The sequence below is a fragment of the Pseudomonas sp. GW456-L13 genome, from assembly GCF_017350115.1.
Lineage (GTDB): Bacteria > Pseudomonadota > Gammaproteobacteria > Pseudomonadales > Pseudomonadaceae > Aquipseudomonas > Aquipseudomonas jessenii.
The window spans coordinates 601,560-626,101 of the sequence record NZ_JACNAS010000002.1 but is presented as its reverse complement, the minus strand read 5'-3'; the positions used below and the strand labels follow the sequence as shown (position 1 = coordinate 626,101).

General features: G+C 61.9%; 16 protein-coding genes. 10 read left to right on the top strand and 6 right to left on the bottom strand.

Going from position 1 to position 24,542, the window contains the following annotated elements:
• Positions 1-66 precede the first annotated feature (66 nt).
• The gene (locus tag J4D25_RS16870; protein WP_057713921.1) at positions 67-1,065 is read left to right on the top strand and encodes an acyltransferase; all 999 of its coding nucleotides are present in this window, start codon (positions 67-69) and stop codon (positions 1,063-1,065) included.
• Positions 1,066-1,168: 103 nt separating this feature from the next.
• Here the strand turns inward: J4D25_RS16870 and J4D25_RS16865 are convergent, their stop codons facing one another.
• Positions 1,169-2,659 carry an aldehyde dehydrogenase gene (locus J4D25_RS16865; RefSeq protein ID WP_057713922.1) on the bottom strand — a complete coding sequence of 497 codons (1,491 nt, stop codon included), beginning with the start codon at positions 2,657-2,659 and terminating at the stop codon, positions 1,169-1,171.
• 525 nt (positions 2,660-3,184) lie between these two features.
• On the opposite strand from J4D25_RS16865, the gene peaA reads away from it, so the two are divergent.
• The 4 genes from peaA (at position 3,185) to peaD (ending at position 7,742) form a co-directional block, all read left to right on the top strand.
• A complete protein-coding gene (peaA, locus tag J4D25_RS16860; protein WP_057713923.1) occupies positions 3,185-4,765 on the top strand; it encodes a quinohemoprotein amine dehydrogenase subunit alpha in 1,581 nt (526 codons plus the stop codon).
• A gap of 81 nt (positions 4,766-4,846) precedes the next feature.
• The gene (peaB, locus tag J4D25_RS16855; protein ID WP_057713924.1) at positions 4,847-6,277 is read left to right on the top strand and encodes a quinohemoprotein amine dehydrogenase maturation protein; all 1,431 of its coding nucleotides are present in this window, start codon (positions 4,847-4,849) and stop codon (positions 6,275-6,277) included.
• Between the two features lies 1 nt (position 6,278).
• Positions 6,279-6,602, top strand: coding sequence for a quinohemoprotein amine dehydrogenase subunit gamma (qhpC, locus tag J4D25_RS16850; protein ID WP_008016081.1), 324 nt, complete (start codon positions 6,279-6,281; stop codon positions 6,600-6,602).
• A 21-nt stretch (positions 6,603-6,623) separates the two neighbouring features.
• Positions 6,624-7,742, top strand: coding sequence for a quinohemoprotein amine dehydrogenase subunit beta (gene peaD / locus J4D25_RS16845; RefSeq protein ID WP_057713925.1), 1,119 nt, complete (start codon positions 6,624-6,626; stop codon positions 7,740-7,742).
• 282 nt (positions 7,743-8,024) lie between these two features.
• On the opposite strand, the gene J4D25_RS16840 is transcribed toward peaD, so the two are convergent.
• Positions 8,025-8,426, bottom strand: a complete 402-nt coding sequence (locus tag J4D25_RS16840; protein ID WP_057716582.1) for a lysozyme inhibitor LprI family protein — start codon at positions 8,424-8,426, stop codon at positions 8,025-8,027.
• A 62-nt stretch (positions 8,427-8,488) separates the two neighbouring features.
• The gene (locus J4D25_RS16835; protein ID WP_057713926.1) at positions 8,489-8,887 is read right to left on the bottom strand and encodes a GFA family protein; all 399 of its coding nucleotides are present in this window, start codon (positions 8,885-8,887) and stop codon (positions 8,489-8,491) included.
• A 197-nt stretch (positions 8,888-9,084) separates the two neighbouring features.
• Between J4D25_RS16835 and J4D25_RS16830 the strand changes: the two genes are divergently transcribed.
• Positions 9,085-9,573 (top strand): SRPBCC family protein, encoded by a 489-nt coding sequence (locus J4D25_RS16830; RefSeq protein ID WP_057713927.1) that lies wholly within the window; start codon positions 9,085-9,087, stop codon positions 9,571-9,573.
• Positions 9,574-9,858: 285 nt separating this feature from the next.
• Here the strand turns inward: J4D25_RS16830 and inhA are convergent, their stop codons facing one another.
• On the bottom strand, positions 9,859-10,545 hold the full coding sequence (gene inhA / locus J4D25_RS16825; protein WP_057713928.1) for an isonitrile hydratase: 687 nt from the start codon (positions 10,543-10,545) through the stop codon (positions 9,859-9,861).
• Positions 10,546-10,634: 89 nt separating this feature from the next.
• On the opposite strand from inhA, the gene J4D25_RS16820 reads away from it, so the two are divergent.
• Positions 10,635-11,618, top strand: coding sequence for a GlxA family transcriptional regulator (locus J4D25_RS16820; RefSeq protein ID WP_057713929.1), 984 nt, complete (start codon positions 10,635-10,637; stop codon positions 11,616-11,618).
• Between the two features lie 38 nt (positions 11,619-11,656).
• Here J4D25_RS16820 and J4D25_RS16815 read toward each other — a convergent pair whose 3' ends face one another.
• Positions 11,657-12,289, bottom strand: a complete 633-nt coding sequence (locus J4D25_RS16815; protein WP_057713930.1) for a BRCT domain-containing protein — start codon at positions 12,287-12,289, stop codon at positions 11,657-11,659.
• 11 nt (positions 12,290-12,300) lie between these two features.
• On the bottom strand, positions 12,301-12,690 hold the full coding sequence (locus tag J4D25_RS16810) for a hypothetical protein (RefSeq protein ID WP_057713931.1): 390 nt from the start codon (positions 12,688-12,690) through the stop codon (positions 12,301-12,303).
• A gap of 250 nt (positions 12,691-12,940) precedes the next feature.
• Here J4D25_RS16810 and J4D25_RS16805 point away from each other — a divergent pair, with 250 nt between their 5' ends.
• The 3 genes from J4D25_RS16805 (at position 12,941) to J4D25_RS16795 (ending at position 24,501) form a co-directional block, all read left to right on the top strand.
• On the top strand, positions 12,941-14,113 hold the full coding sequence (locus J4D25_RS16805; RefSeq protein WP_057713932.1) for an MFS transporter: 1,173 nt from the start codon (positions 12,941-12,943) through the stop codon (positions 14,111-14,113).
• Positions 14,114-14,300: 187 nt separating this feature from the next.
• Positions 14,301-15,035: a thioesterase II family protein gene (locus J4D25_RS16800; protein ID WP_057713933.1), complete on the top strand. Its 735-nt coding sequence runs from the start codon at positions 14,301-14,303 to the stop codon at positions 15,033-15,035.
• Between the two features lie 259 nt (positions 15,036-15,294).
• Complete coding sequence (locus J4D25_RS16795; RefSeq protein WP_109790566.1) at positions 15,295-24,501, top strand: non-ribosomal peptide synthetase; 9,207 nt, start codon at positions 15,295-15,297, stop codon at positions 24,499-24,501.
• Positions 24,502-24,542: the final 41 nt, after the last annotated feature.

The following is a 24,542-nucleotide window of genomic DNA, read 5'->3' as shown; positions in this document are numbered from 1 at the left end:
GCCTGTTCTCCCAGCGCAAAGCATCGTAATTTACGCGCCATAATGACAAGGAATGTTGGGGTGTAAGTGGGAGCTTATCGTCTGCTATTGGCCGTTCTGGTGGCCGTTTCTCATATGGGCAAAACGTTCATGGGGCTAAACCCCGGCGTGATTGCCGTGATTTCTTTCCTGATCATCAGCGGTTTCGTGATGACCTCGCTGATCGAACGCAACTACAAGGCGCCGGAGAAAGTCGGCCTGTTCTACCTGGACCGCGCCCTGCGGCTCTATCCTCAATTCCTGTTCTACTTCGTGGTTTCCTGTGCGGTGATCTATTTCCTGCTGCCCGGCACGCCTCAAGCCGCCGAGCTGACGCTGCGAAACATCGCCGCAAGCCTGGCTATCGTGCCACTCGGCTTCTACATGTTCGGCGCGGCGGGATCGTGGATCTTGCCGCCGGCCTGGTCTTTGGGGCTTGAGATGTGCTTCTACCTGATGATCCCTTTCCTGATCATCTATAGGGCGCGGGGCGTTGCGTTTGCTCTATCCGTCGTCGTCTTCATGGCCGCGTGCCTGGGTTTCATCAACACCGACCTGTACGGCTACCGTCTATTGCCGGGTGTGCTGTTCATGTTCCTGTGCGGCAGCTACCTGTACAAAGCGCAGCCGAAGGATTTGGCGATCGCTGCCGGCACCGCCGTGGTGGCGGCCCTGATGTTTGCGGCCATCATGGCGGGATGGATAGAGCGCCGACCGTTCAATGCCGAAGTGACCGCCGGCATAGCGCTGGGTGTGCCCGCCGTGTACCTGCTGACAAAGCTCAGGTTTCACCGGATTGACGAGTTCCTCGGCAATATCAGCTACGGCGTGTTCCTGAATCACTATGTGGTGATGTACTTCCTGCACGCTGTCTGGTCGGTTGCCTACGATGGGGCCGTTGTTGCAACAGTGCTGGCCTTGTCGTTGCTGCTCAGCGGCGTTTCGTACTACTGCGTCGAACGGCCGGCCCTTAAGCTTCGTCACGCGCTTCGGGCCGGCGCAAAATATGGGGTGGGTCAACCACAGGGCCGCGAAACAGTGGCGTAGTGGCTGTGGGGGCGCCTTCGCGGGCAAGCCCGCTCCCACAGGGGAACGCATTCCAATGTGGGAGCGGGCTTGCTCGCGAAGGCGGCCTGAAGGACGCTACGAATCACAACTTGATCAACACCGACTTCAGCTCGGTGTAATGCTCGATTGCCGCATACCCCATCTCACGCCCGACCCCGGACATCTTGTAGCCTCCGAACGGCAGCGCCGGGTCCAGGGCGCTGTGGCAGTTAACCCACACCGAGCCTGACTTGATGCGCGGAATCATCCGGTGCACCGCCGCCAGGTCATTGGACCAGATGCTCGCGCCCAACCCATACGGACTGTCATTGGCCATGCGCAGGGCATCGGCTTCGTCATCGAACGGGATGGCCACCAGCACCGGGCCGAAGATTTCTTCCTGCACCAGTGAGTGCTTCTGATCGACGTCGACAATTACCGTTGGCTTGACGAAGAACCCAGGCCCGAACTGCTCGCCACCGCAGGCGATGGTCGCGCCGCTTTCCCGGCCCTTTTCGATGTACCCGTAGACGCGTTCCTGCTGGCGCGCCGAGATCAAGGGCCCCATGTCGACGCTTGGGTCCAGGCCGTTGCCGAGTTTCATGGCGTTGGCAATGTCGCTGATGTCCGCCACCACATTGTCGAAGTGCTTGCGCTGCACATACAGCCGCGAGCCTGCGCAGCAGACCTGGCCCTGGTTGAAGAAGATCGCGCTGGCAGCCCCGGCCGCGGCGGTTTTCAGGTCGGCGTCGGCCATGACGATGGTTGGTGATTTACCGCCTAGTTCCAGGGTGACCCGGGTCATGGAATCCATGGCGATCTTGCCGATCTGCTTGCCGACGGCGGTGGAGCCGGTGAAGGTCAGCTTGTCCACCAGCGGGTTGTGGGTCAAGGCAGAACCTGCGGTGATGCCGGTGCCGGTGACCACGTTGAATACGCCTTCGGGATAACCGGCTTCCAGCACCAGTTCGGCAAGTTTAAGTGCGGTCAGCGGGGTTTCGTCGGCGGGTTTTAGCACCACGGTGCAGCCGGTGGCCAGGGCCGGGCCGAGTTTCCAGCAGGCCAGCAACAGCGGGAAGTTCCAGGCGACTATGGCACCGACCACGCCCACCGCTTCACGGCGGATGAAGCTGTGGAACTGGTCGTTGGGCATCAGCGGTGCCGACACGTCAACCGTAGAACCTTCGATCTTGGTCGCCCAACCGGCCATGTAGCGCAGGAAGTCGATGGCCAGTTGCACGTCCATCACTTGGGCCACCGCCGCGCTTTTACCGTTGTTCAGGCATTCCAGCTGCGCCAGCAGTTCGGCGTCGCGCTGCATCAGGTCGGCGAGTTTCCACAGCAGGTTCTGCCGCTCCCGGGGACGGGTGCGGGTCCAGGCCGAATCGTCGAACGCCTGGCGGGCGGCGAGCACCGCACGGTCGACATCTTCCGGTGTTGCCCGTGGCACCACGCACAGCACCTCACCGGTGGCCGGGTTGTGCAGGGGCATGGTCTGGCCGTCGGCGGCCTCGACCCAGTCACCGCCGATGAGCATGCGCGGGGCGCGCTGGATGAATGCCGAAGTGGCGGGAAGCAGGTTTGGGAGCGACATTGGCGAGGCCTCTTGTTGTTCGTGAGAACCGGGCTTTCGCAATGCCTGTGCCAGTTGTGTTTTTTCGGCCCGAAGGCCCGATCTAGTGGGGTGACAGATATTTTCCGGATCACCGTGAGATCGATAAACGTCGCAAATTGCGACGACGTGAGACGCCCCGAACACAACACCCTGTAGGAGCGAGCCTGCTCGCGATGGACGAAAGAGCACTACGTTTAGCCTGTAAGCACGCGATATCGTTAACGACCATCGCGAGCAGGCTCGCTCCTACAGAAAACTATGCTTGTCTCAGAGTGAAACAGTTGTCGCGAAATTAAACGTGCAACGCCCATGACGTCTCCCGAAAAAAACCGGTTAATAGTCACAAGTCATTGATTCATTGAGATATTAATAAGCTGGCACGCTCCGTGTATTGCTCATCGCAGACGTTTCTCTTGCCTCCGTCAGCGGATCAACGCCGGCGGCAGAAACCATAAAAACGATAAGCCACAACAATAAGAACGCACCGTGCGAGGTTCGACGTTGATGAAGAGAAAACTCCGATCAGGCATGAGCGCCAGCCTGCTGGCCGTAGCCGCTTGTGTAGCGCTGCATTCGCCTCATAGCCTGGCAGCCCGCGACGCCCAGACCATCCTCAAGGAAACCTGTCAGGGCTGTCACACCCCCGAAGCCGATAACGCCCTCAGCCGCATCAGCCACCAGCGCAAAACGCCGGAAGGCTGGCTGATGAGCATTGCCCGGATGCAGACCATGCACGGTTTGCAGATCAGTGATGAGGACCGTCGCACGCTGGTCAAATACCTGGCCGACACCCAGGGCCTGGCGCCGAGCGAAACCGACGGCGTGCGCTATGCACTGGAGCGCCGGCTCAATACCGTCGAGCAGTTCGACGACCAGACAAGCCAGATGTGCGGCCGCTGCCACTCCGGTGCGCGGGTCGCCCTGCAACGGCGTCCGGCCCAGGAGTGGGAGCGTCTGGTGAACTTCCACCTCGGCCAATGGCCATCCCTGGAATACCAGGCGCTGTCCCGGGACCGCGACTGGTTCGATATGGCCCGCAAAGAGATGGTACCGCTGCTGGCCAAGCGTTATCCGCTGGACAACCCGGCCTGGAAAAAATGGCAGAGCGTCGCGCCGAAAGCCGATGCCCTGGTGGGCGACTGGAGCTTCAGCGGCCACTTGCCGGGCAAGGGTGAGCTGGCGGGTGTAATGACCGTGAGTGCCGATGGCAGCGACACTTTCAAGGTCAGCGTCAAAGGCCAGTACGCCGACGGCACGCCGTTCAACGGCGACGGCAGTGCAATCCTCTACACCGGCTACGAATGGCGCGGCAACGTGACCATCGATGGCGTGACCATGCGCCAGGTGTTTGCCGCCCAGGGCAATGCGATGCAAGGCCGGATGTTCGAGGCCGAACACGACGAGCGTGGCCTGGACTTCGTCGCCGCCAAGCAAGGCTCCAACCGTTTGCTGGCGGTGCAGCCGGGTTATCTGAAGGCCGGCAGTGAAACCGAAGTGACCCTGATCGGCAGCGGCCTGACCGGCAAGCCGGACTTCGGCAAAGGCGTGGAATTGCTCGAAGTGGTCGAGCAGAGCCCTGAGCGGATCAAGGTCAAGCTCAAGGCCGCCGCCAATGCCCAACCGGGCGTGCGCGCGGTCAGCGTCGGCACGCTAAAGGGCCCGAGCCTGTCGGTGTATAGCAAGATCGCCTCGGTCAAGATTGTGCCGGAATTCTCGGTGGCACGGATCGGCGAGGGTGGTGGTTCGACGCCGAAAGTCCAGGGCCGTTTCGACGCGGAAGCCTGGGGCAAGGGCGCTGATGGCAAGCCGTACCGCATCGGTGTGTTCCCGGCGCAGTGGAAGGTCGAAGCCTTCGACGACCGCGCCAAGGAAGACGAAGACGTCAAGTTCGCCGGCACCATGCAGGCCGACACTGGCGTGTTCACTCCGGGCGATGCCGGGCCGAACCCTGCACGCAAGATGTCCACCAACAATGCCGGCAACCTCAAGGTGATCGCCGCCGTCGACGATGCAGGGAAATCCCTGACCGGCGAAGGCCACCTGATCGTGACCGTGCAACGCTGGAACAATCCACCCATTCCGTGAGTTGGCTGACGGCACAGGCTTCAGACACTTTTCGGAATGACCGCAAGCCCCGCCAAGCGGGGCCTGCACAGGAGGTTTGCCATGGGCGCTATATTGAATCTGGTCGAACGCAACCTGCACGAAGTGCAGGTCGATGCCGACCGCATGCTGTTTCACATCCCCAGCAGTTCGCTGTTCGCCAGCGATGAACTGACGGGCACCATCATCGACACCTTGCGCGGGCCAGGTTGTTCCTCGGACGACCTGATCCAGCGCCTGGCCGCGCGTTTCAACGGCGAGGAAATCACCGAGACCCTGCGCGAGCTGATGGCCCTGGAACTGGTCAGCGACGGCTCGCCGCTGACCCCCGACATCGCGACCAAGCGGGTCGAGCGTACGGCGATCAATACCGTGGTGCTCAACGTCAACACCGGCTGCAACCTGAGCTGCACGTATTGCTACAAGGAAGACCTCGACAAGCCGTCGGCGGGCAAGAAGATGGACGTCGAAACGGCGATCGCCTCGGTGGAAATGCTGCTGCGCGAATCCCCGGACGAAGAGCGTTTCACCGTGGTGTTCTTCGGCGGCGAACCGCTGAGCAACCGCAAGCTGATCGAGTACATGGTCGACTATTGTGAGAAGCGTTTTCGCGAGGCGGGCAAGTTCGTCGAATTCGTCATGACCACCAACGCCACGTTGCTCACCGAAGAAACGGTGGATTACCTCAATGCCCATCGTTTCGGGCTGTCGGTTAGCATCGACGGGCCGAAGACCGTGCACGACCGCAACCGCATCACCGTGGGCGGGCAGGGTACCTATGACGTGGTGCGACGCAAGGCCGAGATGCTGTTGTCGCGCTACAACAGCCGTCCGGTCGGAGCTCGCGTAACGCTCACCACCGGCGTGACCGACGTCGAAACCATCTGGGATCACCTGTTCAACGAACTGGGTTTTGCCGAAGTCGGCTTTGCCCCGGTGACCTCCGGCGACATCAGCAGCTTCAATCTCACCAGCGATGAACTGGTGCAGGTGTTCGCCAACATGAAGGCGCTGGGTCGTCGATACCTGGAAGCGGCGCTGGAGCACCGCAACATCGGTTTCTCCAACCTGCACCAGCTCATCACCGACATCCACGAAGGCCACAAGAAAGCCCTGCCGTGCGGCGCGGGCCTGAAGATGCTGGCGGTGGATCACAAGGGCGAGCTGAACCTGTGCCACCGTTTTACCGGTTCGAGCCTGCCGACCTTCGGCAACGTCCATAGCGGTGTGAAACAGGTGGAGTTGAACGACTTCCTGTCCCAGCGCCTTGACCGTACCAACACTGGCTGCGAAGACTGTCAGATCCGCAACCTGTGTTCCGGCGGCTGCTACCACGAGAGCTACGCCCGCTATGGCGATCCGACCCACCCAACCTATCACTACTGCGAACTGATGCGTGACTGGGTCGACTTCGGCATCGAGGTCTACACCCGGATCATGACCAATAACCCTGCGTTCATCAGCAGTTACATCACTCCGCGCAAGGCTCACTGATATGAAACATCTCAAGGCAATCAATAACAAAGCGTTGAAGCTGGATCAGGCCGCGGATGAAAACCGCATAGAAGAAGTGGTGGCCATGAGTTCCGTGGCGGGCTGTGCCTCGACCACCGACCCGGGCTGGGAAATCGATGCGTTTGGCGGTGTGTCGTCGCTGTGCCAGCCGATGGAGGCCGACCTCTACGGGTGCTCCGACCCTTGCTGGTGGCCGGCCCAGGTGCCCGACATGATGAGCACCTACCCGGACTGGAACAAGGATGCCCAGGCGTCCAACGACAACTGGCGCAACCTCGGCACTGTCTTCCCCAAAGACAAGTGATCACAGAAGAAGGATTCCAGCATGCGTAACATCAAAGCCTGCGGCCTGGCCGCGTTCGCCGTCCTGAACAGCTGTTCTGTCAGTGTTCTGGCCGATGAAAATACCGCGCTGCAAGTCGGTCACGAATACATGGTGACCACCAACTACCCGAACTACCTGCACGTGATCGACCTGGCCACCGACACGCTGTTCAAGACCTGCAAGATGCCCGATGCCTTCGGCCCCGGCTCCGTGCAGTTGTCGCCGGACCGCAAGACCGCCTACGTGCTGAACAATCACTATGCGGATGTCTACGGTGTCGAACTGGACAACTGCAAGCAGGTGTTCCACGCCAGCATCACCCAGAAGCCGGGTGAGAAGGCCAGGTCCATGTTCGCCTTCACGGTCAGCCACGACGGCAAGGAACTGTACACCGTCGCCAACCCGACGCTGATGATGAACGATCGCTACGAAGTGCAGCAGCCACGGCTCGACGTGTATTCGACCGATGCCGGCATGGACGCCAAGCCGCTGCGCAGTTTCCCGGCGCCGCGCCAACTGACCATCATGCAGAGCGGTGACGACGGCACGCTGTACGTGGCCGGGGCGGACGTTTACAAGGTCAATGTGCAAACCGGCAAGTTCGACGTACTGATCCCCAGCCGTCACTGGAAACGCCCGAACTACAGCGCGCCCGACGTGCTCTACGTGTGGAACCAGCAGACCTACCGGCATGACTTCTCGCTGCTGTACACCGCGGCGAAATTCAAGGACAAGAAACAGGACCCGGCCACCGCCGAATACCTGTACGGCCTGTTCAGCGTCGACCTGAAGACCGGCAAGACCGAAACCACCGACTTCGGGCCTCTGACTGAAATCTACTTCAGCGGCATGCGTTCGCCCAAGGACCCGAACCTGATGTTTGGCGTACTCAACCGCCTGGCCAAGTACGACATCAAGCAGAAGAAAATGCTCCAGTCCGCCACGCTCGATCACTCGTATTACTGCATTTCCTTCAACAAGGACGGCAGCAAGATCTACCTGGCGGGGACGTTCAACGACGTGGCGATCTTTGATGCCGACAGCCTGAAACAGACGGGCAGCATCAAGTTGCCGGGCGGAGACATGGCGATTACCACGGCGCAGATTTTTGTCCGGTAATTGCGGCGCCTGAACTGACGCCTTCGCGGGCAAGCCCGCTCCCACAGTGGATTTTTGGTGTGGTCACTATTGTGTGAACACCACTGAACCCTGTGGGAGCGAGCCTGCTCGCAATGGCGGCATGTCAGGCAACATCAATGTTGAATGTGCCGACCTCATCGCGAGCAAGCTCGCTCCCACAGTTTTTGTGGTGACGCCGGCATTGCGAGTACACCCTAATCCCCTGTGGGAGCGAGCTTGCTCGCGATGGGACCCTCAAAAACACCGCAAAAACAGCAAAAATCAAACCCCCGGCACCGGGCAACTCATATCCCCCTCCTGGCACTTCAGGTAGTTCTTGAACGTCTGAACCCGTGCCTTGGTCAGTTCCGTGGTGCAGTTGCTGTATATCAGCGGATACACACTCCCGCCTTCCACCCCGGATGCCGAAAACTTGCACTCGGCATCGCGGAACGCAACCCACGCCCGCTGCGCACCCACCAACTGCTTCTTGCTGTCCGGGTTGCTCTTGAGCCGCGAAGTGATTTGCTGGTACAGCGCATTCAATTCCTTGTCGGCGGCCGCGTTCTGCTGCGCCGCGCACTGGTTCATCGTCGCCTGATCGCTGGCGTTGTCGCAGTCCACGGCGAACGCCATGGAGGTGAACAACAGGGGTGTCAGCGCCAAGAGTAAGCGTGGGTTCATGCTGGAGTGCTCGCTGTGACCGAAAGAGAGGTGCAGTGTAGCGCCGAGGGGCATTTGGCTCTCTACGCTTGCCATTGCACGTGCTTTTCCACCGAATCGTATTCAAGCCATGGCACATCGTGAGACGTCCAGATATGCGCTTGGGGCGTCATCCGCGGATCGGTATCCAGCGTCGCCACCCGAACAATCACGTGAGGCTGGGCCGGCCGTTCGGCCATCAGGTGTGAACCGCAGACTGAACAGAAATACCGAAACTTGCCCGGCGACGATTCATGGTGGCTCAGGCGATCCTGGCCTTTGGTCCAGCGAAAATGCTCGCGCATGACTCCGGCGGTCGATGCAAAAGCCGCTGCGTGTGCCTTGCGGCAGGTTTGGCAATGGCAGTGGCTGATGGGCATGTCGAGGCTATCGAGCTCGTATTCGATGGCCTTGCACAGGCAACTGCCGCGCAGATTTTTCATGTCGCTATCCTTTTCGATGCTGTTTCGAGGGCGAACGTTAGCAGTTTCGACCCGCTGACTTTGCGATTGCCCAGAACTTATTCACGCAAATGCAACCGAATATCTCAGGTATGGTTGATTGCACATCCCGATTGGTACAACTTTAGAGTTGGTCTTGTGGTCTTACTGGCCTACTGTTCAAGTACAGGAGGTGACTTATGAACCCAGCATCTGATCGCATCGAAAGGAAAATCCTGCTCAAGGCCAAGCGTTCACAGGTCTGGCGTGTGCTGGCCAATGCCGAAGTGTTCGGACAGTGGTTTGGCGTGGCGCTGGAAGGCAAGCGTTTTGTGGCAGGCGAATGGACCCAGGGGCAGGTTACCTATCCCGGTTATGAACATTTGCGCTGGAATGTACTGGTAGAGCGGGTCGAGCCGGAACGGCTGCTTTCGTTTCGCTGGCACCCGTATGCCGTGAACCCTGAAGTCGATTACTCCCAGGAACCCACCACCCTGGTGAAATTCGAGCTCGAAGACATGGACAACGGCACGTTGCTCAAGGTCTCCGAGTCCGGTTTCGATCACATTCCCCAGGCTCGTCGCGAAAGGGCTTTCCGCATGGACAGTCGTGGCTGGGAAGAGCAAATGAACAATATCGAGCAGTTTTTGATCGACAATGCCAAAGCCCACGAGCAACAGAGTGGCTGAAGTCGGCTCGAAACCTGAGGCGTCTAAGGGTTTTCGGAGGATGGTTTATAGCGAATGTCTTACACGCGATGGTAGCGATATCGCCTGTTACAAATTGGATCCGAAGCGTAATCTGGTTTCACCCACTGAAGCACAGGATGTGCTCAGGATCATGGATGATCGACCATATGCAAGGAACGCTACGACAAGGAGTCGTCATGGTCTTGGAAAAACCCGCTACGGCGGGTTTTTTTTGCGCGCATGAAAAGTCGTGGCGGCAGGAACCGGGTTCCCGCCGCCATTTTTTCACTCTCGGTCGAGTTTCGCCGCCGCGCGCTCGGTGATCTGCGCCCGCAGTTTCAACGAGCCGGCAGCCCGCTGGCGAGCCTCTCCCAACACGCTGGCCGGGGCCGTCTCGGGGCTGCCCGCGGTAAACGGTGGGGCCGGGGCGTATTCCAGTTGCAGTTGCACCAACTCGGCGGTGGCCTGGTCGAACAGCTCGGCGGCCAGGGTCAGGGCGAAGTCGATACCGGCGGTGATGCCGCCACCGGTCAACAGATTACCGTCACGAACCACCCGGTCTTGCACCGCGATTGCGCCCAGCGGCTTGAGTAGTTCGTGATATGCCCAGTGAGTGGTGGCGCGTTTGCCCTTGAGCAATCCCGCCGCACCCAGCACCAGCGAGCCGGTGCACACCGACGTGATGTACCGCGCGTTGGCGGCCTGGGCCTTGAGAAAGTCCAGAGTCTGGTCATCTTCCATCAAGGGTCCGACACCACTGCCACCGGGCACGCAGATCACGTCCAGTGCTGGGCAATCATCGAAGGTGGTGGTCGGTTTCAACAGCAGGCCGGTGCTGGCGGTGACCGGCATCAGGTCTTTCCAGATCAGATGCACTTTCACATCCGGCAGCGAGGCCAGTACGTCGTAAGGGCCGGTCAGGTCCAGTTGCTGAACCTGTGGAAACAACAGAAAACCGATCTGCAACGTCATGGTGTTTTTTCTCGTGAAGTGGGTGGACGGTTTGACTCTAGGCTCGTAGGCTTTGGCGCATACGCCAATATCCCCACGAATTACGCCAAATGTCGAAAACCATCCATGTACTCGCTTTCGCCAACGTGCAAATACTCGACGTCACTGGGCCGTTGCAGGTTTTCGCTTCGGCCAACGACATAGCCCGCCAGCAAGGCCTGCCGCCACCCTACGCACCGACCGTGATTGCCAGTGGCGGCGGGGCGGTGATGTCGTCGGCGGGGTTGGCGCTGTTGGCCGAACCGTTGCCGGATGAGGGCACTGATACCCTGATCATCGCCGGTGGCTGGGGAGTTTACGCAGCGGCGCAAGATGCGCCGTTGGTCGCCTGGGTGCGCGAACATGCCCGTGGCTGCCGGCGGGTTTCCTCGGTATGCACCGGTGCGTTCCTGCTGGCGGCCAGCGGCTGGCTCGACGGCCGGCGCGTGGTCACCCACTGGACCCGTTGCGAGCAACTGGCGCAGCAGCATCCGCAATTGCACGTCGAGCCCAACCCGATCTTCATAAACGACGGCCCGGTCTGGACCTCGGCCGGGGTGACCGCCGGCATCGACCTGGCGTTGGCCATGGTCGAAGAAGACCTGGGACGCACCATGGCCCTAGAAGTCGCGAGGCAACTGGTGGTGTTTCTCAAACGTCCGGGTGGCCAGTCGCAATTCAGCGTGACCCTGTCACTGCAACAGGAAGGCAACCGTTTCGATGAACTTCACGCCTGGATCAGCGAAAATCTGGCCCACGACCTTGGCATTCCGACCTTGGCCTTGCAGGCCGGCATGAGCGAACGCAGCTTCGTGCGCCACTACCGCGCCGACACCGGCCAGACCCCGGCCCGGGCCATCGAACTGATCCGCGTCGAAACCGCGCGACGTTTGCTCAGCGATACCGGCGTGCCGATCAAACGAGTAGCGGTGCAATGCGGCTTCGGCAGCGAAGAAACCCTGCGCCGCAGTTTCCTGCGGGCCATGGGCGTGACGCCACAGGCTTATCGGGAGCGGTTTTCGGTCAGTGTTGGTGCAGATTCAATGGTGCCTTGAGCATCTTTTAGCCTGAGCCTGATGCAGTTACCCCACGGTCACCCGAACAGCACCCTTTGCCAGTGTTCTTCACTGATGATCGCGATAGGAACACCGCTCTCTCTTAGCTCGACCGCTTTTTTGATCTTGGTTCCATAAGTGCTATGAAGCCACTGATCGTTTCCGATGCTGCCCACCACGAGATAGTTGATTTTTCTGCTGACCGAACCACCGATCTGACCGCCGCGTTCGACAATCAGCGATTCACATTCTTTGCGCGGACCGTAAGCCATGACTCCGGTGAACAGGAAAATCCGATCAACCAAGTTCAGTGTGGGGGCAGGGTTGTCGAGTGGAAGACTGCAAGGCGTTGTGAAGATCTGGTCAGAGCCAACCGGCAGACCTGCAAACTGGTGCAGCATATCCAGTAGCTCAGCCGATTCTTCGGAGTCCAGCACACCATCACTCAGCATGTCGGAGAGGCGTTTGTAGAGGATGTTCACGACCGGATCACCCAGATGACACAAATGAACTTCGATCCAGCTCTTGAGAAACTCGGCTTCCTGCTGGTTGATCTGGCCATCGGCAGCGAGTCCAGCCGTAATGCCTACCAGTGCGTCGGCTGAACGTCTATCAATGCGTGCTTCGTGGAAAAATCCACTGTTTTGAAATTCCTGATGCAAATCGACCATCGTCCCTGCTCCTAGGATTCAACTTCCGCTATTTGATTGAAATACTTCGCCCGGTCCGGGGTAAACGTCACCACCATCCCGGTTCGCGAGTAAGTCAGCGCCCGCTCCTGGTTCAAATCAACATCCAGATCTTCCCCACGCAGCCCCTGCCACTGCGCGAGGTATTTGAGGGAGCCGTACTTTTCGAGTTTCTTCAGGCTGCGGCTGACGCCACCTTTCCAGCCCAGTACCGGCAACTCGCCGGCGAGGCACTGTCGGGCGAGGTCGGGGAAGCGGGCGGCGCGCTGGCGGCCGACTTCCCAGCATTTGATCAGGCCCTTGTCGTCGGCCTCCCAGAGTTCTTCGCGGTTCAAACCGTTTCGGAGCGGGGAGGCGATGCTGCGATGGATGCGTTGGGTCATTCTGGTTCCTTGAATTCGGGTGGTTCTGCACAGCTCCGCTGTACCCGTTCATCAAGGATGTTAGGTGGGGATGTCATGGCTGGCAACAAGGTATTTCCGTTCGGCTCGCTTCCACAAAGAACTGCCTGCACCAATCAATTGTGGGAGCGAGCTTGCTCGCGATGGGACCTTCACATTCAACCAACAATTCCACGCTTCCCCCGCAATCAGCCCTTATGGCAACGTGCAGTCCCCTGATGAGACCCGTCCCATGGCAAACCCCTATCGCGAGTTGTTCAAAGCCCCCGGCAGCCGCGCATTCGTGCTGGCCGGAATGATCGCGCGTATGCCGATTTCCATGACCGGCATCGGCCTGATCACCATGCTCTCGCAGTTGCAGGGTGGCTATGCAATGGCCGGCGCGGTGGCGGCGACGTTCGCTCTGGCCACGGCGTTTTGTGCGCCTCAGGTGTCGCGGCTGGTGGATCGATTTGGCCAGGGGCGGATTCTGCCGGTATCGGCGTTGCTGGGCGGTGGGGCACTGTTGCTGTTGTTGCTGTGCACGCGGTTGCAGGCGCCGCACTGGACGCTGTTTTTCTTCGCCGCGCTGGCCGGTTGCATGCCGAGCATGTCGGCGATGGTGCGGGCACGCTGGACTGAGGTGTATCGCGGCCGCCCCGAGTTGCAAACCGCCTACGCCCTGGAGTCGGTGCTGGACGAAGTCTGCTTCATTGTCGGGCCACCACTGTCGGTGGGGTTGTGCGTGGTGGCATTCCCCGAGGCCGGGCCGCTGGCGGCCTTGCTGGCGCTGGCCATCGGTGTCACCGCGTTCGTCCTGCAGCGCAGCACGGAGCCGCCGGTGCATCCCCATGAAGAGCATCACCAGGGTTCAATCATCCGTTCCCGCGACATTCAGTTGCTGATGCTGTTGATGGTCGCCATGGGCACCATTGTCGGCGTGGTGGATGTGGTCAGCGTCGCCTTCGCCCAGCATCAGGGCCAACCGGCGGCGGCGAGCATCGTGCTGTCGGTGTACGCCATCGGCTCGTGCCTGGCCGGGTTGGCGTTCGGCGCACTGCGCTCGAAAGTGCCGCTGGCGCGCCTGTTCCTGTACGGCGGGGTGGCGACGGCGGTGACCACCTTGCCGTTGCTGCTGGCGACGAACATTTTCGGTTTGTCACTGGCGGTGTTTGTCGCCGGCCTGTTTTTCGCGCCGACGCTGATTGTCGCCATGGCTCTGGTGGAGCAGATCGTACCGCCGGCCAAACTCACCGAAGGCCTGACCTGGCTGGTCACCGGCTTGAGCATCGGCGTGGCGATCGGCGCCGCCGGCTCCGGCTGGCTGGTGGACGCCTTCGGCGCGCGCAGCGGGTTCTGGCTGGCGATTGCGGCGGGGGCAGTGGTGCTCGGTTCGGCAATCCCGAGCTATCGCCATCTGAAATAAAGATTCAATGCTGGAAACAGCCTCCTGTGGGAGCGAGCTTGCTCGCGATGACGGTGTGTCAGGCACTCATGATGTCGACTGACACTCCGCTATCGCGAGCAAGCTCGCTCCCACAGGGTTACTCACATGGCTAATTCTTTGGGCACCTCATCCGTTCTCTTTACAGATAACTTTCGAGGAAAGCCCGGTGACCCCGCTGACATTGCTGTGCCTGCCCTATTCGGGCGCGAGTGCCATGGTCTATAGCCGTTGGCGGCGAAAACTGCCGGAGTGGCTCAAGCTGCAACCGGTGGAGCTTCCGGGGCGGGGCGCGCGCTACGGTGAGCCCTTGCACACCGACATGCGCCGCCTGGCGCTGCAATTGGCCCAGGAACAAAAAGCCACGCTCAAGGCGCCGTACGCGTTGTTCGGCCACAGCATGGGGGCGCTGCTGGCCTGCGAGATGGCCCATGCGTTTCGCTCGCTGGGTTGCCCGGAACCGGTGGCGCTGTTCGCCTCGGGCACCGCCGCACCGACGCTGCGCGCCGATTACGACCGTCAGTATGCCGAGCCGAAAACCGACGCCGAACTGATCGAGCAATTGCGCACCCTCAACGGCACCAGCGAAGAGATCCTGGCCAATGAAGAGTTGATGAGCCTGACCCTGCCGGTGTTGCGCGCGGACTTCCTGCTGTGCGGGCGTTTCGAGCCGGTGCAGCGCCCGTTGCTCAGGTGCCCGGTGCACGTGCTCGGCGGCAAGGCCGACCGCGCCACCACCGAACAGTTGATCGGCTGGAGCCAGGAAACCCGTGGCAGTTTTTCGGTGGACATGCTGGCTGGCGGGCACTTCTTCATCCATGAGCAGGAAGCGAAGGTGCTGCGGGTGATCAAGGATCAGCTTGAGGTGCATCATCGGCGGCTTTCCATGGCTGCCGTGGGTTAACACCACTCCAAAATTCTACCCGATCCCTGTGGGAGCAAGCTTGCTCGCGATGGCGTCGTGTCAGCCGGCAATAATGGTGCCTGACACACAGCTATCGCGAGCAAGCTCGCTCCCACATTTTTGATTTTCAGCGGCCCAGAATTTCGCGTTTCACTCCCTCCTGATACTTGTTCCCATCCGCTAATTTTTCCCGCCTGCATTCGTTTTATAGGGACGACGCGCCCTTGCGCCTGCTGCCTACTGATGCGGATGCCGATAGATGAATGCTGAAGACTCCTTGAAACTCGCTCGCCGGTTTATCGGGTTGCCCCTGGAAAAGCGTCAAATGTTCCTTGCGGCCTTGCACAAGGAGGGCGTGGATTTCGCCCGTTTTCCGATTCCGGCCAGCATCGAGGCTGAGGATCGCCAGGCGCTGTCGTACGCCCAGCAACGCATGTGGTTTCTCTGGCAACTGGATCCCCTCAGCGGTGCCTACAACCTGCCGGGTGCGGTGCGGCTGACCGGTTGCCTGAACCTGTCGGCGCTGGAGCAGGCGTTCGCCAGCCTGGTGGCGCGGCATGAAACCCTGCGCACGGTGTTCGCTCGTCAGGCCGATGACAGCCTGTTGCAAGTCCCGGCCACCGCGCCGCTGGTCATCGAGCAGGTGGATTTCAGCGCACTGCCCGCCGAGGAGCGCGAGCGTGCCGTGGCTGAAACCGCCGAACAGCAATCGGTACTGCCGTTCGATCTGTCGACCGGTCCGCTGCTGCGGGTCACCTTGCTCAAGCTCGCAGGGCTTGAGCACGTGCTGTTGCTGACCCTGCACCACATCGTCTCCGACGGCTGGTCGATGAACGTGCTGATCGACGAATTCATCCGCTGCTACGACGCCTTCGATGCCGGCACGCAACCGCAGCTGACGCCGCTGCCTATCCAGTACAGCGACTACGCCCTGTGGCAGCGCCGCTGGCTGGAGGCGGGCGAGCAGGCGCGGCAACTGGCGTACTGGCAGACGCAATTGGGCGATGAACATCCTGTGCTGGAACTGCCGCTGGATCATTCGCGCCCGGCGATGCCGAGCTATCGCGGTACCCGCTACGAATTTGCGGTCCAGGCGCAACTGGCCGAGCAACTGCGCAGCACCGCACAGAAGCACAACATCACCCTGTTCATGCTGTTGCTCGGCGCTTTCAACACTTTACTGCATCGCTACACCGGGCAAACCGACATCCGCGTCGGCGTGCCCATCGCCAACCGCAACCGCGCGGAAATCGAAGGCCTGATCGGCTTCTTCGTCAACACCCAGGTGCTGCGCACCCAACTGGACGGCCAGACCCGGGTCGACGACCTGCTGCGCGCCATCAAGGAAACCGCCCTTGGCGCCCAGGCCCATCAGGACCTGCCGTTCGAGCGCCTGGTCGAAGCGCTGAAACTGGAGCGCAGCCTCAGCCACACGCCGCTGTTCCAGGTGATGTACAACCACCAGCCGCATGTGGCCGACATGGCCTCGGTCAGCACTGCGTCCGGCCTGGAGCTGGGCAGCATCGACTGGCAAAGCCGCACCACCCAGTTCGACCTGACCCTCGACACCTGGGAAAAGGGCGGCAAGCTGCACGCCGCGCTGACCTACGCCAGCGACCTGTTCGAGGCCGATACCATCGTGCGCATGGCCCGGCACTGGACGCGCCTGTTGCAGGCGATAGTCGACGACTCGACGCAAAAAATCGGCGAGTTGCCGATGCTGACGGCGGATGAGCAGCAAGTGTTGGTACAGGACTGGAACCGCACCGCCGAGATCTATCCGGTCGAGCAGTGCATGCACCAATTGATCCAGGCCCAGGCCCGACGCACCCCCGGCGCGCCGGCACTGGTGTTTGGCGATCGTCAGCTCAGCTACGTGCAACTCGACGCCCGCAGCAATCAACTGGCGCACTGCTTGCGCGAGCAGGGTGTCGGCCCGGATGTGCTGGTGGGGATCTGTGTCGAGCGTTCACTGGAAATGGTCATCGGACTGCTGGCGATTCACAAGGCCGGTGGTGCCTACGTACCGCTGGACCCGGAATACCCGGCTGAACGCCTGGCCTACATGATCGAAGACAGTGCGATTGGCCTGCTGCTCACCCAAAGCACTTTACTCGGCGCACTGCCCACCGAGGGCGTCAAGGTCATCGCCCTGGATCAGGAGCAAGACTGGCTCGACGGCTATAGCGAGTCCTGCCCGCCAGTTGAAGTGCATCCACTGAACCTGGCCTATGTGATCTACACCTCCGGTTCCACCGGCAAGCCCAAAGGCGCCGGCAACAGTCACGCGGCGCTGGTCAACCGCTTGTGCTGGATGCAGCAGGCTTACCGGCTGGATGGCAGCGACTCGGTGTTGCAGAAGACCCCGTTCAGTTTCGATGTGTCGGTGTGGGAATTCTTCTGGCCGCTGATGACCGGCGCGCGCTTGGTGGTGGCGCCACCGGGGGCGCATCGTGAACCGGCGCGGTTGATCCGCCTGATCGGTGACCACGGCATCAGTACGCTGCACTTTGTGCCGTCGATGCTCCAGGCGTTCATCCACGAACCGGGTGTCGAGGCGTGCGCCGGCCTCAAGCGCATCGTCTGCAGCGGTGAAGCCTTGCCGCTGGATGCCCAATTGCAGGTGTTCAAAAAGCTGCCGGGTGCCGGGTTGTACAACCTTTACGGCCCGACCGAGGCGGCCATCGACGTCACCCACTGGACCTGCATCGACGAAGGCGCCGACAGCGTGCCCATCGGCCGGCCCATCGCCAACCTGCGCACCCATGTGCTGGATGCGCAATTACTGCCGGTTCCGGCCGGCGTGGCGGGGGAGTTGTACCTCGGTGGCGCCGGGCTGGCGCGCAGTTATCACCGGCGTCCGGCGCTCAGCGCCGAGCGTTTTGTGCCGTGCCCCTTCCATGACGGTGCGCGTTTGTACCGCACCGGCGACCGCGTGCGGCAGCGCGCCGATGGGGTGATCGAATACCTCGGGCGCCTCGACCATCAAGTCAAATTGCGCGGCCTGCGCATCGAACTGGGGGAAATCGAAACCCGGCTGATGCAGCATGCGTTGGTGCGTGAGGCCGTGGTGCTGGTGCAGGGCGGCAAGCATCTGGTGGCGTATCTGGTGCTGGAAAACGCCGACACCGATGCGCAGTGGCCGCAAACCCTCAAGGCCTGGCTGCTCGACAGCCTGCCGGAATACATGGTGCCCACCTACCTGATGCCGCTGGACGCCTTGCCGGTGACCGCCAACGGCAAGCTCGACCGCAAGGCTTTGCCGCCGCCCGATGCCACGCCGCAACAGGCATTCGTTGCGCCACAAGATGCGATGCAGATCGCGCTGGCGCAGATCTGGCAGGACGTATTGGGCGCGGAACCCGTGGGCCTCGAAGACAATTTCTTCGAGCTCGGCGGCGACTCGATCATTTCCATCCAGGTGGTCAGCCGTGCCCGCCAGGCGGGCATTCGCCTCAGCCCGCGGGATCTGTTCCAGTACCAGACCGTGCGTAGCCTGGCGCTGGTCGCGGCGTTCGACAGCCGCAGCACTGTCGATCAAGGCCCGGTCAGTGGCGAGGTGATCCTGACCCCGGCACAGCATTACTTCTTCGAACAGGCCATCGCCCAGCGTCAGCACTGGAATCAGTCGCTGCTGCTGACGCCCCGGGACGCGTTGAATCCTGAGGTGTTGGAGCCGGCTTTGGTTACCGTCATCAACCACCACGACGCCTTGCGCCTGCGCTTCATCGACGGTGCCGAAGGCTGGCAGCAGCGCCACGCAGCGCCAGTCGAATCAGCTGGATTGTGGCAACGTCGGGCGTCTTCGACCGAAGCCTTGACCGCCCTGTGCGATGAAGCGCAACGCAGCCTCGATCTGGCAAGTGGGCCGCTGCTGCGTGCCTTGCTGATCAGCCTCGACGATGGCAGTCAGCGCCTGTTGCTGGTGGTTCATCATTTGGCCGTGGACGGGGTGTCATGGCGGGTATTGCTCGAAGATTTGCAACAGGCTTACCGGCAAGTGGCGCTGCCCGAGAAAACCAGCGCCTATCAAGCCTGGGCCGCGCATCTGCAACAGCATGCCGGCACCTTGCCTGGGCAAATGCCGTACTGGCAGGCGCAACTGGCGGACGCCCGGGACCTGCCGTGCGACAACCCCCAGGGCAGCTTGCAGCAGCGCCACGGGCACAAGATCGAATCCAGACTGGATGCCGAACTGACCCGTCAGTTGCTGCAACAGGCCCCGGCGGCCTATCGCACCCAAGTCAATGATCTGTTGCTCACGGCGTTGGCGCGGGTCATCTGCCGCTGGAGCGGGCAGGGCTCGACGCTGATCCAGCTGGAAGGCCACGGCCGCGAAGACCTGTCCGACGACCTCGACCTGAGCCGCACCGTCGGCTGGTTCACCAGCCTGTTTCCGGTCCGCCTGCAACCCGAGGCCGGGATGGTAAATTCGATCAAGTCGATCAAGGAGCAACTGCGCGCCATTCCCGGCAAAGGCCTGGGCTATGGACTGCTGCGCTATCTGGGCGAACCGGCGCAGCGCCAGGCCCTGCAAGACTTGCCGGCGCCACGGATCACCTTCAACTACCTGGGGCAGTTCGATCGTCAGTTCGACGACGCCGCGCTGTTCGTCCCGGCCCCGGAAAGCGGCGGCCAGGCTCAGGGCGACGATGCACCGCTGGCCAACTGGCTGACCGTGGAGGGCCAGGTCTATGGCGGGCAGCTCTCGCTGCAATGGGGCTTCAGCCGTGACATGTTTGCCGAGTCCACAGTGCAACGACTGGCCGATGCCTATACCGAAGAACTCAAGACGCTGATCGAGCATTGCTGCGCGACAGCGCCAGGCCAGGTTACGCCGTCGGACTTCCCGCTGGCGCGCATCACCCAGGCACAACTCGATGCCTTGCCTGTTGCGGCGCCGGCCATCGAGGACGTTTACCCGCTGACGCCGATGCAACAGGGCATGCTGTTCCACACCCTGTACGAACCCCAGGCCGAGGCCTACATCAATCAATTGCGCCTGGACATCCAGGGGCTGGAGTTGGCGGCATTCGGCCGGGCCTGGCAGGCGGCGATCAACCGACACGACATCCTGCGCAGCAGCTTTCACTGGCTGGGGCTTGAGTGCGCGCATCAGGTGATTCATCGCCAGATCGACCTGCAACTGCAAGTGATCGAAGCAGCCGACATCGACCTCGATGCACTGGCCGCCGAGGAGCGCAGCCGTGGCTTCGAACTCGGCACCGCGCCATTGTTCCGCCTGCTGCTGGTGCGTCGGGGCAGTGAAGGCTGGCACCTGATCCATACCAGCCATCACATCCTCATGGACGGCTGGAGCAACGCCCAGTTGCTCGGCGAAGTGATCCAGCACTATGCCGGCCAGACGTTGGCCAGGCCATTGGGGCAATACCGCGACTATCTGGGCTGGATTCAACAGCAGCCGCTGCTGGCCGCCGAACAGTTCTGGAGACAGGCGCTGGCGCCGCTGGAAACGCCGACGCTGCTGGCGCAAGCCTTGCCGACGCCTGCCCAAGGGTACGGCATGGGTGAACATCAATTGACCCTTGAAAGCGTCGCGCTACAGCGCCTGAGCGATTTTGCCCGCCAGCAGAAAATCACCCTCAACACCTTGCTGCAAGGCGCCTGGGGCCTGCTGTTGCAACGCTACACGGGCCAGTCCTGTGTGGCGTTTGGCGCAACGATTGCCGGACGCTCCGCGCCGCTGCCGGGCATAGAGCAGCAGTTGGGGCTGTTCATCAACACCTTGCCGATCATCGCCGCGCCGCAAGCGGGGCAGTCGGTGGCCCAGTGGCTCAGCGACCTGCAAGCCCTGAACCTGAGCCTGCGCGAGTTCGAACACGTGCCGCTGTACGACATTCAGGGCTGGGCCGGGCAACAGGGGGCGCTGTTCGACAGCCTGCTGGTGTTCGAGAACTTCCCGGTGGCCGAAGCCCTCAAGCAAGGGGCGCCGGCGGGCCTGACCTTCGGTGCGCTGCACAATCACGAAATCACCAGTTACCCGCTGACCCTGGGCATCGAAGTCGGCGCCAGCCTGCGCCTGGATTTCAGTTTCGACCGAACCCGGTTCAGTGCCGCGCAGATCAGCCAGTTGGGCGCCAGCCTGTTGCAGGTGCTGGAGCAGTTCGTCGCACAGCCACAACAGGCATTGGGCGCGGTCAGCTTGCTGGATGCACAGGCGCAAGCAATGGTGCTGGCGTGTTCCCGTCCGCCGGCGCCGCCAATCGATAGCCCGTTGTTGGCTCATCAGCGGTTTGAGCAACAAGCGGCACGCACCCCCGATGCGCTGGCGGTGATGGTCGGTGACGAGCGCCTGACCTACGCCCAGCTCAATGCGCAAGCCAACCAGCTCGCCCATCGCCTGCGTGCCCAGGGCGTGGCGCCGGGGCAGCGGGTGGGCCTGTCGGTGCGGCGCAATGGGCAGATGATCGTCAGCCTGATGGCGATCCTCAAGTCCGGCGCCGGTTATGTGCCGCTGGACCCGGATTACCCGGCCGAGCGCCTGGCCTACATGATCGAAGACAGCGGCATGGACCTGCTGCTGGCGCAACCGGGCCTGCTGGCCGATGTAGCGCTGCCGCAAGGTTTGCCGCGCCTGGCGCTGGAGCCGGGCGCAGACACCGGGTATTCCACCGACAACCTGATCAACCTCGCCAGCGCCGAAGACCTGGCCTATCTGATCTACACCTCCGGCTCCACCGGACGCCCGAAAGGTGTGTGCCTGGCCCATGCCGCACTGCGCGAGTTTTGCGTGATCGCGGCGCACTATTCACAACTCACCCCGCAAGACCGCGTGCTGCAATTCGCAACGTTCAGCTTCGACGGCTTTGTCGAGCAGTGCTACCCGCCATTGTGCGTGGGCGCGGCGCTGGTGATGCGCGGCGATGAACTGTGGGACACCGACACCCTCTATCGCCAGATCATCGAGCATGGCGTGACCCTGGCGGATTTGCCGGCGGCGTACTGGTTCCTGCTGTCTCAGGAGTGGTCCGCGCACCCGCAGCGGGACAAGGGGCGTTTGCGTCAGGTCCACGTCGGCGGCGAAGCCATGTCGCTGGAAGGTTTGAAGCTGTGGCACGCCGCCGGCCTGGGCGATGTGCGCCTGCTCAACACCTACGGGCCAACCGAAGCCACGGTGGTGTCCAGTACTCACGAATGCACACTGGCCGATACCCGCAATCACATTGGCGTGCCCATCGGCAAAGCCCTGCCGGGGCGTGCGCTGTATGTGCTGGACAGCGAAGGCCACCTGCTGCCGACCGGTTGCGTCGGCGAATTGTGCATCGGCGGCGACGCCGGCCTTGCCCAGTGTTATCACCAGCGACCGGGCTTGAGCGCCGAACGCTTCATCGCCGATCCATTTTCCAGCACGCAGGGCGCGCGGCTGTACCGCAGCGGCGACCTGGCGCGCTATCGCGAGGACGGTGCGCTGGAGTACCTGGGACGCATCGATCATCAAGTGAAAATCCGTGGTTTCCGGGTTGAGTTGGGTGAGCTGGAAGCGCATCTGCAAGGCTTGCCGATGATCAGCGAAGCCGCAGTGCTGGTGCATGAAGGCGTTGGTGGCAAGCAATTGATCGGCTACGTAGTGCTGGCCAGTGATGAATGGCTGAACTCGGATCCCCGTCAACTCACCGACACCGTGCGCCGCGCCCTGGGCGAGCGCCTGCCGGACTACATGCTGCCGGCGCAACTGGTGTTGCTGGCCGCGTTGCCGCTCAACCGCAACGGCAAACTCGACCGCGCCGCGTTGCCGGCCCCGCAGGTCTGGGAGGCCGACGTTGGCAGCGCCCCGCAAGGCGCACTGGAAATCGAACTGGCGCAGATCTGGCGGCAGGTGTTGCAGGTCAATCGCGTCGATCGGGAAAACAGCTTCTTCGAATTGGGCGGGCACTCGTTGCTGGCGACGCAAATCATCTCGCAGATCCGCCAGCGCCTGGGCCTTTCGGTGAGTTTGCGCAGCCTGTTCGAACACCCGCGCCTCGAGGATTTCGCCGCTCAGGTGCAGGCGCTGCAACACAGCTGTGAGCGCCCGGCGCTGGTGGCGGATACCTCCGGCGAACGCCAGCCGTTGTCCTTTGCCCAGCAGCGCTTGTGGTTCCTGTGGAACCTCGAACCGGACAGTTCGATGTACAACATGCCGGGTGCCTTGCGCCTGCGCGGCGAACTGAACCTCGACGCCCTGCGCCGAACCTTCGAAACCCTGGTGCAGCGTCATGCCGTGTTGCGCACCACCTTTTACGAACAAGACGGCCAGGCCTGGCAGCGGGTGCACAGGCAATTGCCGTTGAGCTTCGAGGCCAGCGACCTGCGGCATCGACCGGCGCCGGACGTCGAAGCGCAGCAACTGGCCCGCGAGGAGGTCGCCCGGCCATTCGACCTGCGCCACGGTCCGTTGCTGCGGGTGCGGGTGCTGCGGGTCGCGGATGACGAACATGTGCTGTTGCTGACGGTGCACCACATCGTCGCCGATGACTGGTCGTTCCGCGTCCTGATCAATGAATTCGTCACGCTCTATCCAACCCTCAACCGTGGCCAGACCCCGCAACTGCCGGCGCACAGCGTGCAGTACGCCGACTTCGCCAAATGGCAGCGCCAGTGGCTGGAGCAGGGCGGCGAGTTGCAGCGCCAACTCGACTACTGGCAGCAGCGCCTTGCCGAGCCACAAGCGGTGCTCGAGTTGCCCGCCGATGGCGACCGGCGCACGGCGCAAGAGGGTGCCAGCGCCCATTTCACCTTCAGCGCCGAACTCAGCCAGCAGGTGCGCGACTTTGCCCAACAGCGCGATCTGTCGCTGTTCATGCTGCTGCTGGCCGGTTTCACCCTCGTCCTGCGCCAGCGTACCGAGGTCAGTCGGGTGCGTATCGGCACCGATATCGCCAACCGAAATCAAGCCGAGCTTGAAGAAATGGTCGGCTTCTTCGTTAACCAATTAGTACTGCAAGTGGAGGTCGATGCCGAGCAGTCGGCGGCGCAGTTGCTGGAGGCCTGTCGCCGGGCGGTGCTGGAGGCTTCGGATCATCAAGACCTGCCGTTCGAGCGTCTGGTGGAAGCCTTGCGCTTGCCGCGCCGGGCCGGCCGTTCGCCGCTGTTCGACATCAAGCTGATCTACCAGGAAGGCGTCGGTCGCTTGTCGTCGATGGAGGGCCTGGAGGTCGAGGACTTCCCATCCGGGCGTCAGGCTGCCGAGATCGGCATGGTCGCCGCGTTCTACAACGATGCCGAGCACATTCACCTGAGTTTCGAAACGCCGGTGGGCCAGTACCTGGCGAGCACGCTGGAGTGTTTGTTCGAACAGATCCGGGCGGTACTCCAGACGCTGATACGCGCTGACGGAGTGCAGGTCGGTGAGTTGCTGGACCTGGCCGCCGATGTGCAACGCCGTGCCGATGCGCGCTTGAACGAGCAACGCAAGGCGTTGCTCGGCGGCGCCATGGCGATCAAGCGCCGCTCGGCGCACCGGTAACGCAATCCGCGGCGGACTGATTCAGTCGGCGGCGCCTTTGA

Bases quoted from the DNA above. Each gene is read 5' to 3' on its own strand.
- J4D25_RS16865 (WP_057713922.1), bottom strand. From the start codon at position 2,659: ATGTCGCTCCCAAACCTGCTTCCCGCCACTTCGGCATTCATCCAGCGC.
- peaA (WP_057713923.1), top strand. From the start codon at position 3,185: ATGAAGAGAAAACTCCGATCAGGCATGAGCGCCAGCCTGCTGGCCGTA.
- peaB (WP_057713924.1), top strand. From the start codon at position 4,847: ATGGGCGCTATATTGAATCTGGTCGAACGCAACCTGCACGAAGTGCAG.
- qhpC (WP_008016081.1), top strand. From the start codon at position 6,279: ATGAAACATCTCAAGGCAATCAATAACAAAGCGTTGAAGCTGGATCAG.
- peaD (WP_057713925.1), top strand. From the start codon at position 6,624: ATGCGTAACATCAAAGCCTGCGGCCTGGCCGCGTTCGCCGTCCTGAAC.
- J4D25_RS16840 (WP_057716582.1), bottom strand. From the start codon at position 8,426: ATGAACCCACGCTTACTCTTGGCGCTGACACCCCTGTTGTTCACCTCC.
- J4D25_RS16835 (WP_057713926.1), bottom strand. From the start codon at position 8,887: ATGAAAAATCTGCGCGGCAGTTGCCTGTGCAAGGCCATCGAATACGAG.
- J4D25_RS16830 (WP_057713927.1), top strand. From the start codon at position 9,085: ATGAACCCAGCATCTGATCGCATCGAAAGGAAAATCCTGCTCAAGGCC.
- inhA (WP_057713928.1), bottom strand. From the start codon at position 10,545: ATGACGTTGCAGATCGGTTTTCTGTTGTTTCCACAGGTTCAGCAACTG.
- J4D25_RS16820 (WP_057713929.1), top strand. From the start codon at position 10,635: ATGTCGAAAACCATCCATGTACTCGCTTTCGCCAACGTGCAAATACTC.
- J4D25_RS16815 (WP_057713930.1), bottom strand. From the start codon at position 12,289: ATGGTCGATTTGCATCAGGAATTTCAAAACAGTGGATTTTTCCACGAA.
- J4D25_RS16810 (WP_057713931.1), bottom strand. From the start codon at position 12,690: ATGACCCAACGCATCCATCGCAGCATCGCCTCCCCGCTCCGAAACGGT.
- J4D25_RS16805 (WP_057713932.1), top strand. From the start codon at position 12,941: ATGGCAAACCCCTATCGCGAGTTGTTCAAAGCCCCCGGCAGCCGCGCA.
- J4D25_RS16795 (WP_109790566.1), top strand. From the start codon at position 15,295: ATGAATGCTGAAGACTCCTTGAAACTCGCTCGCCGGTTTATCGGGTTG.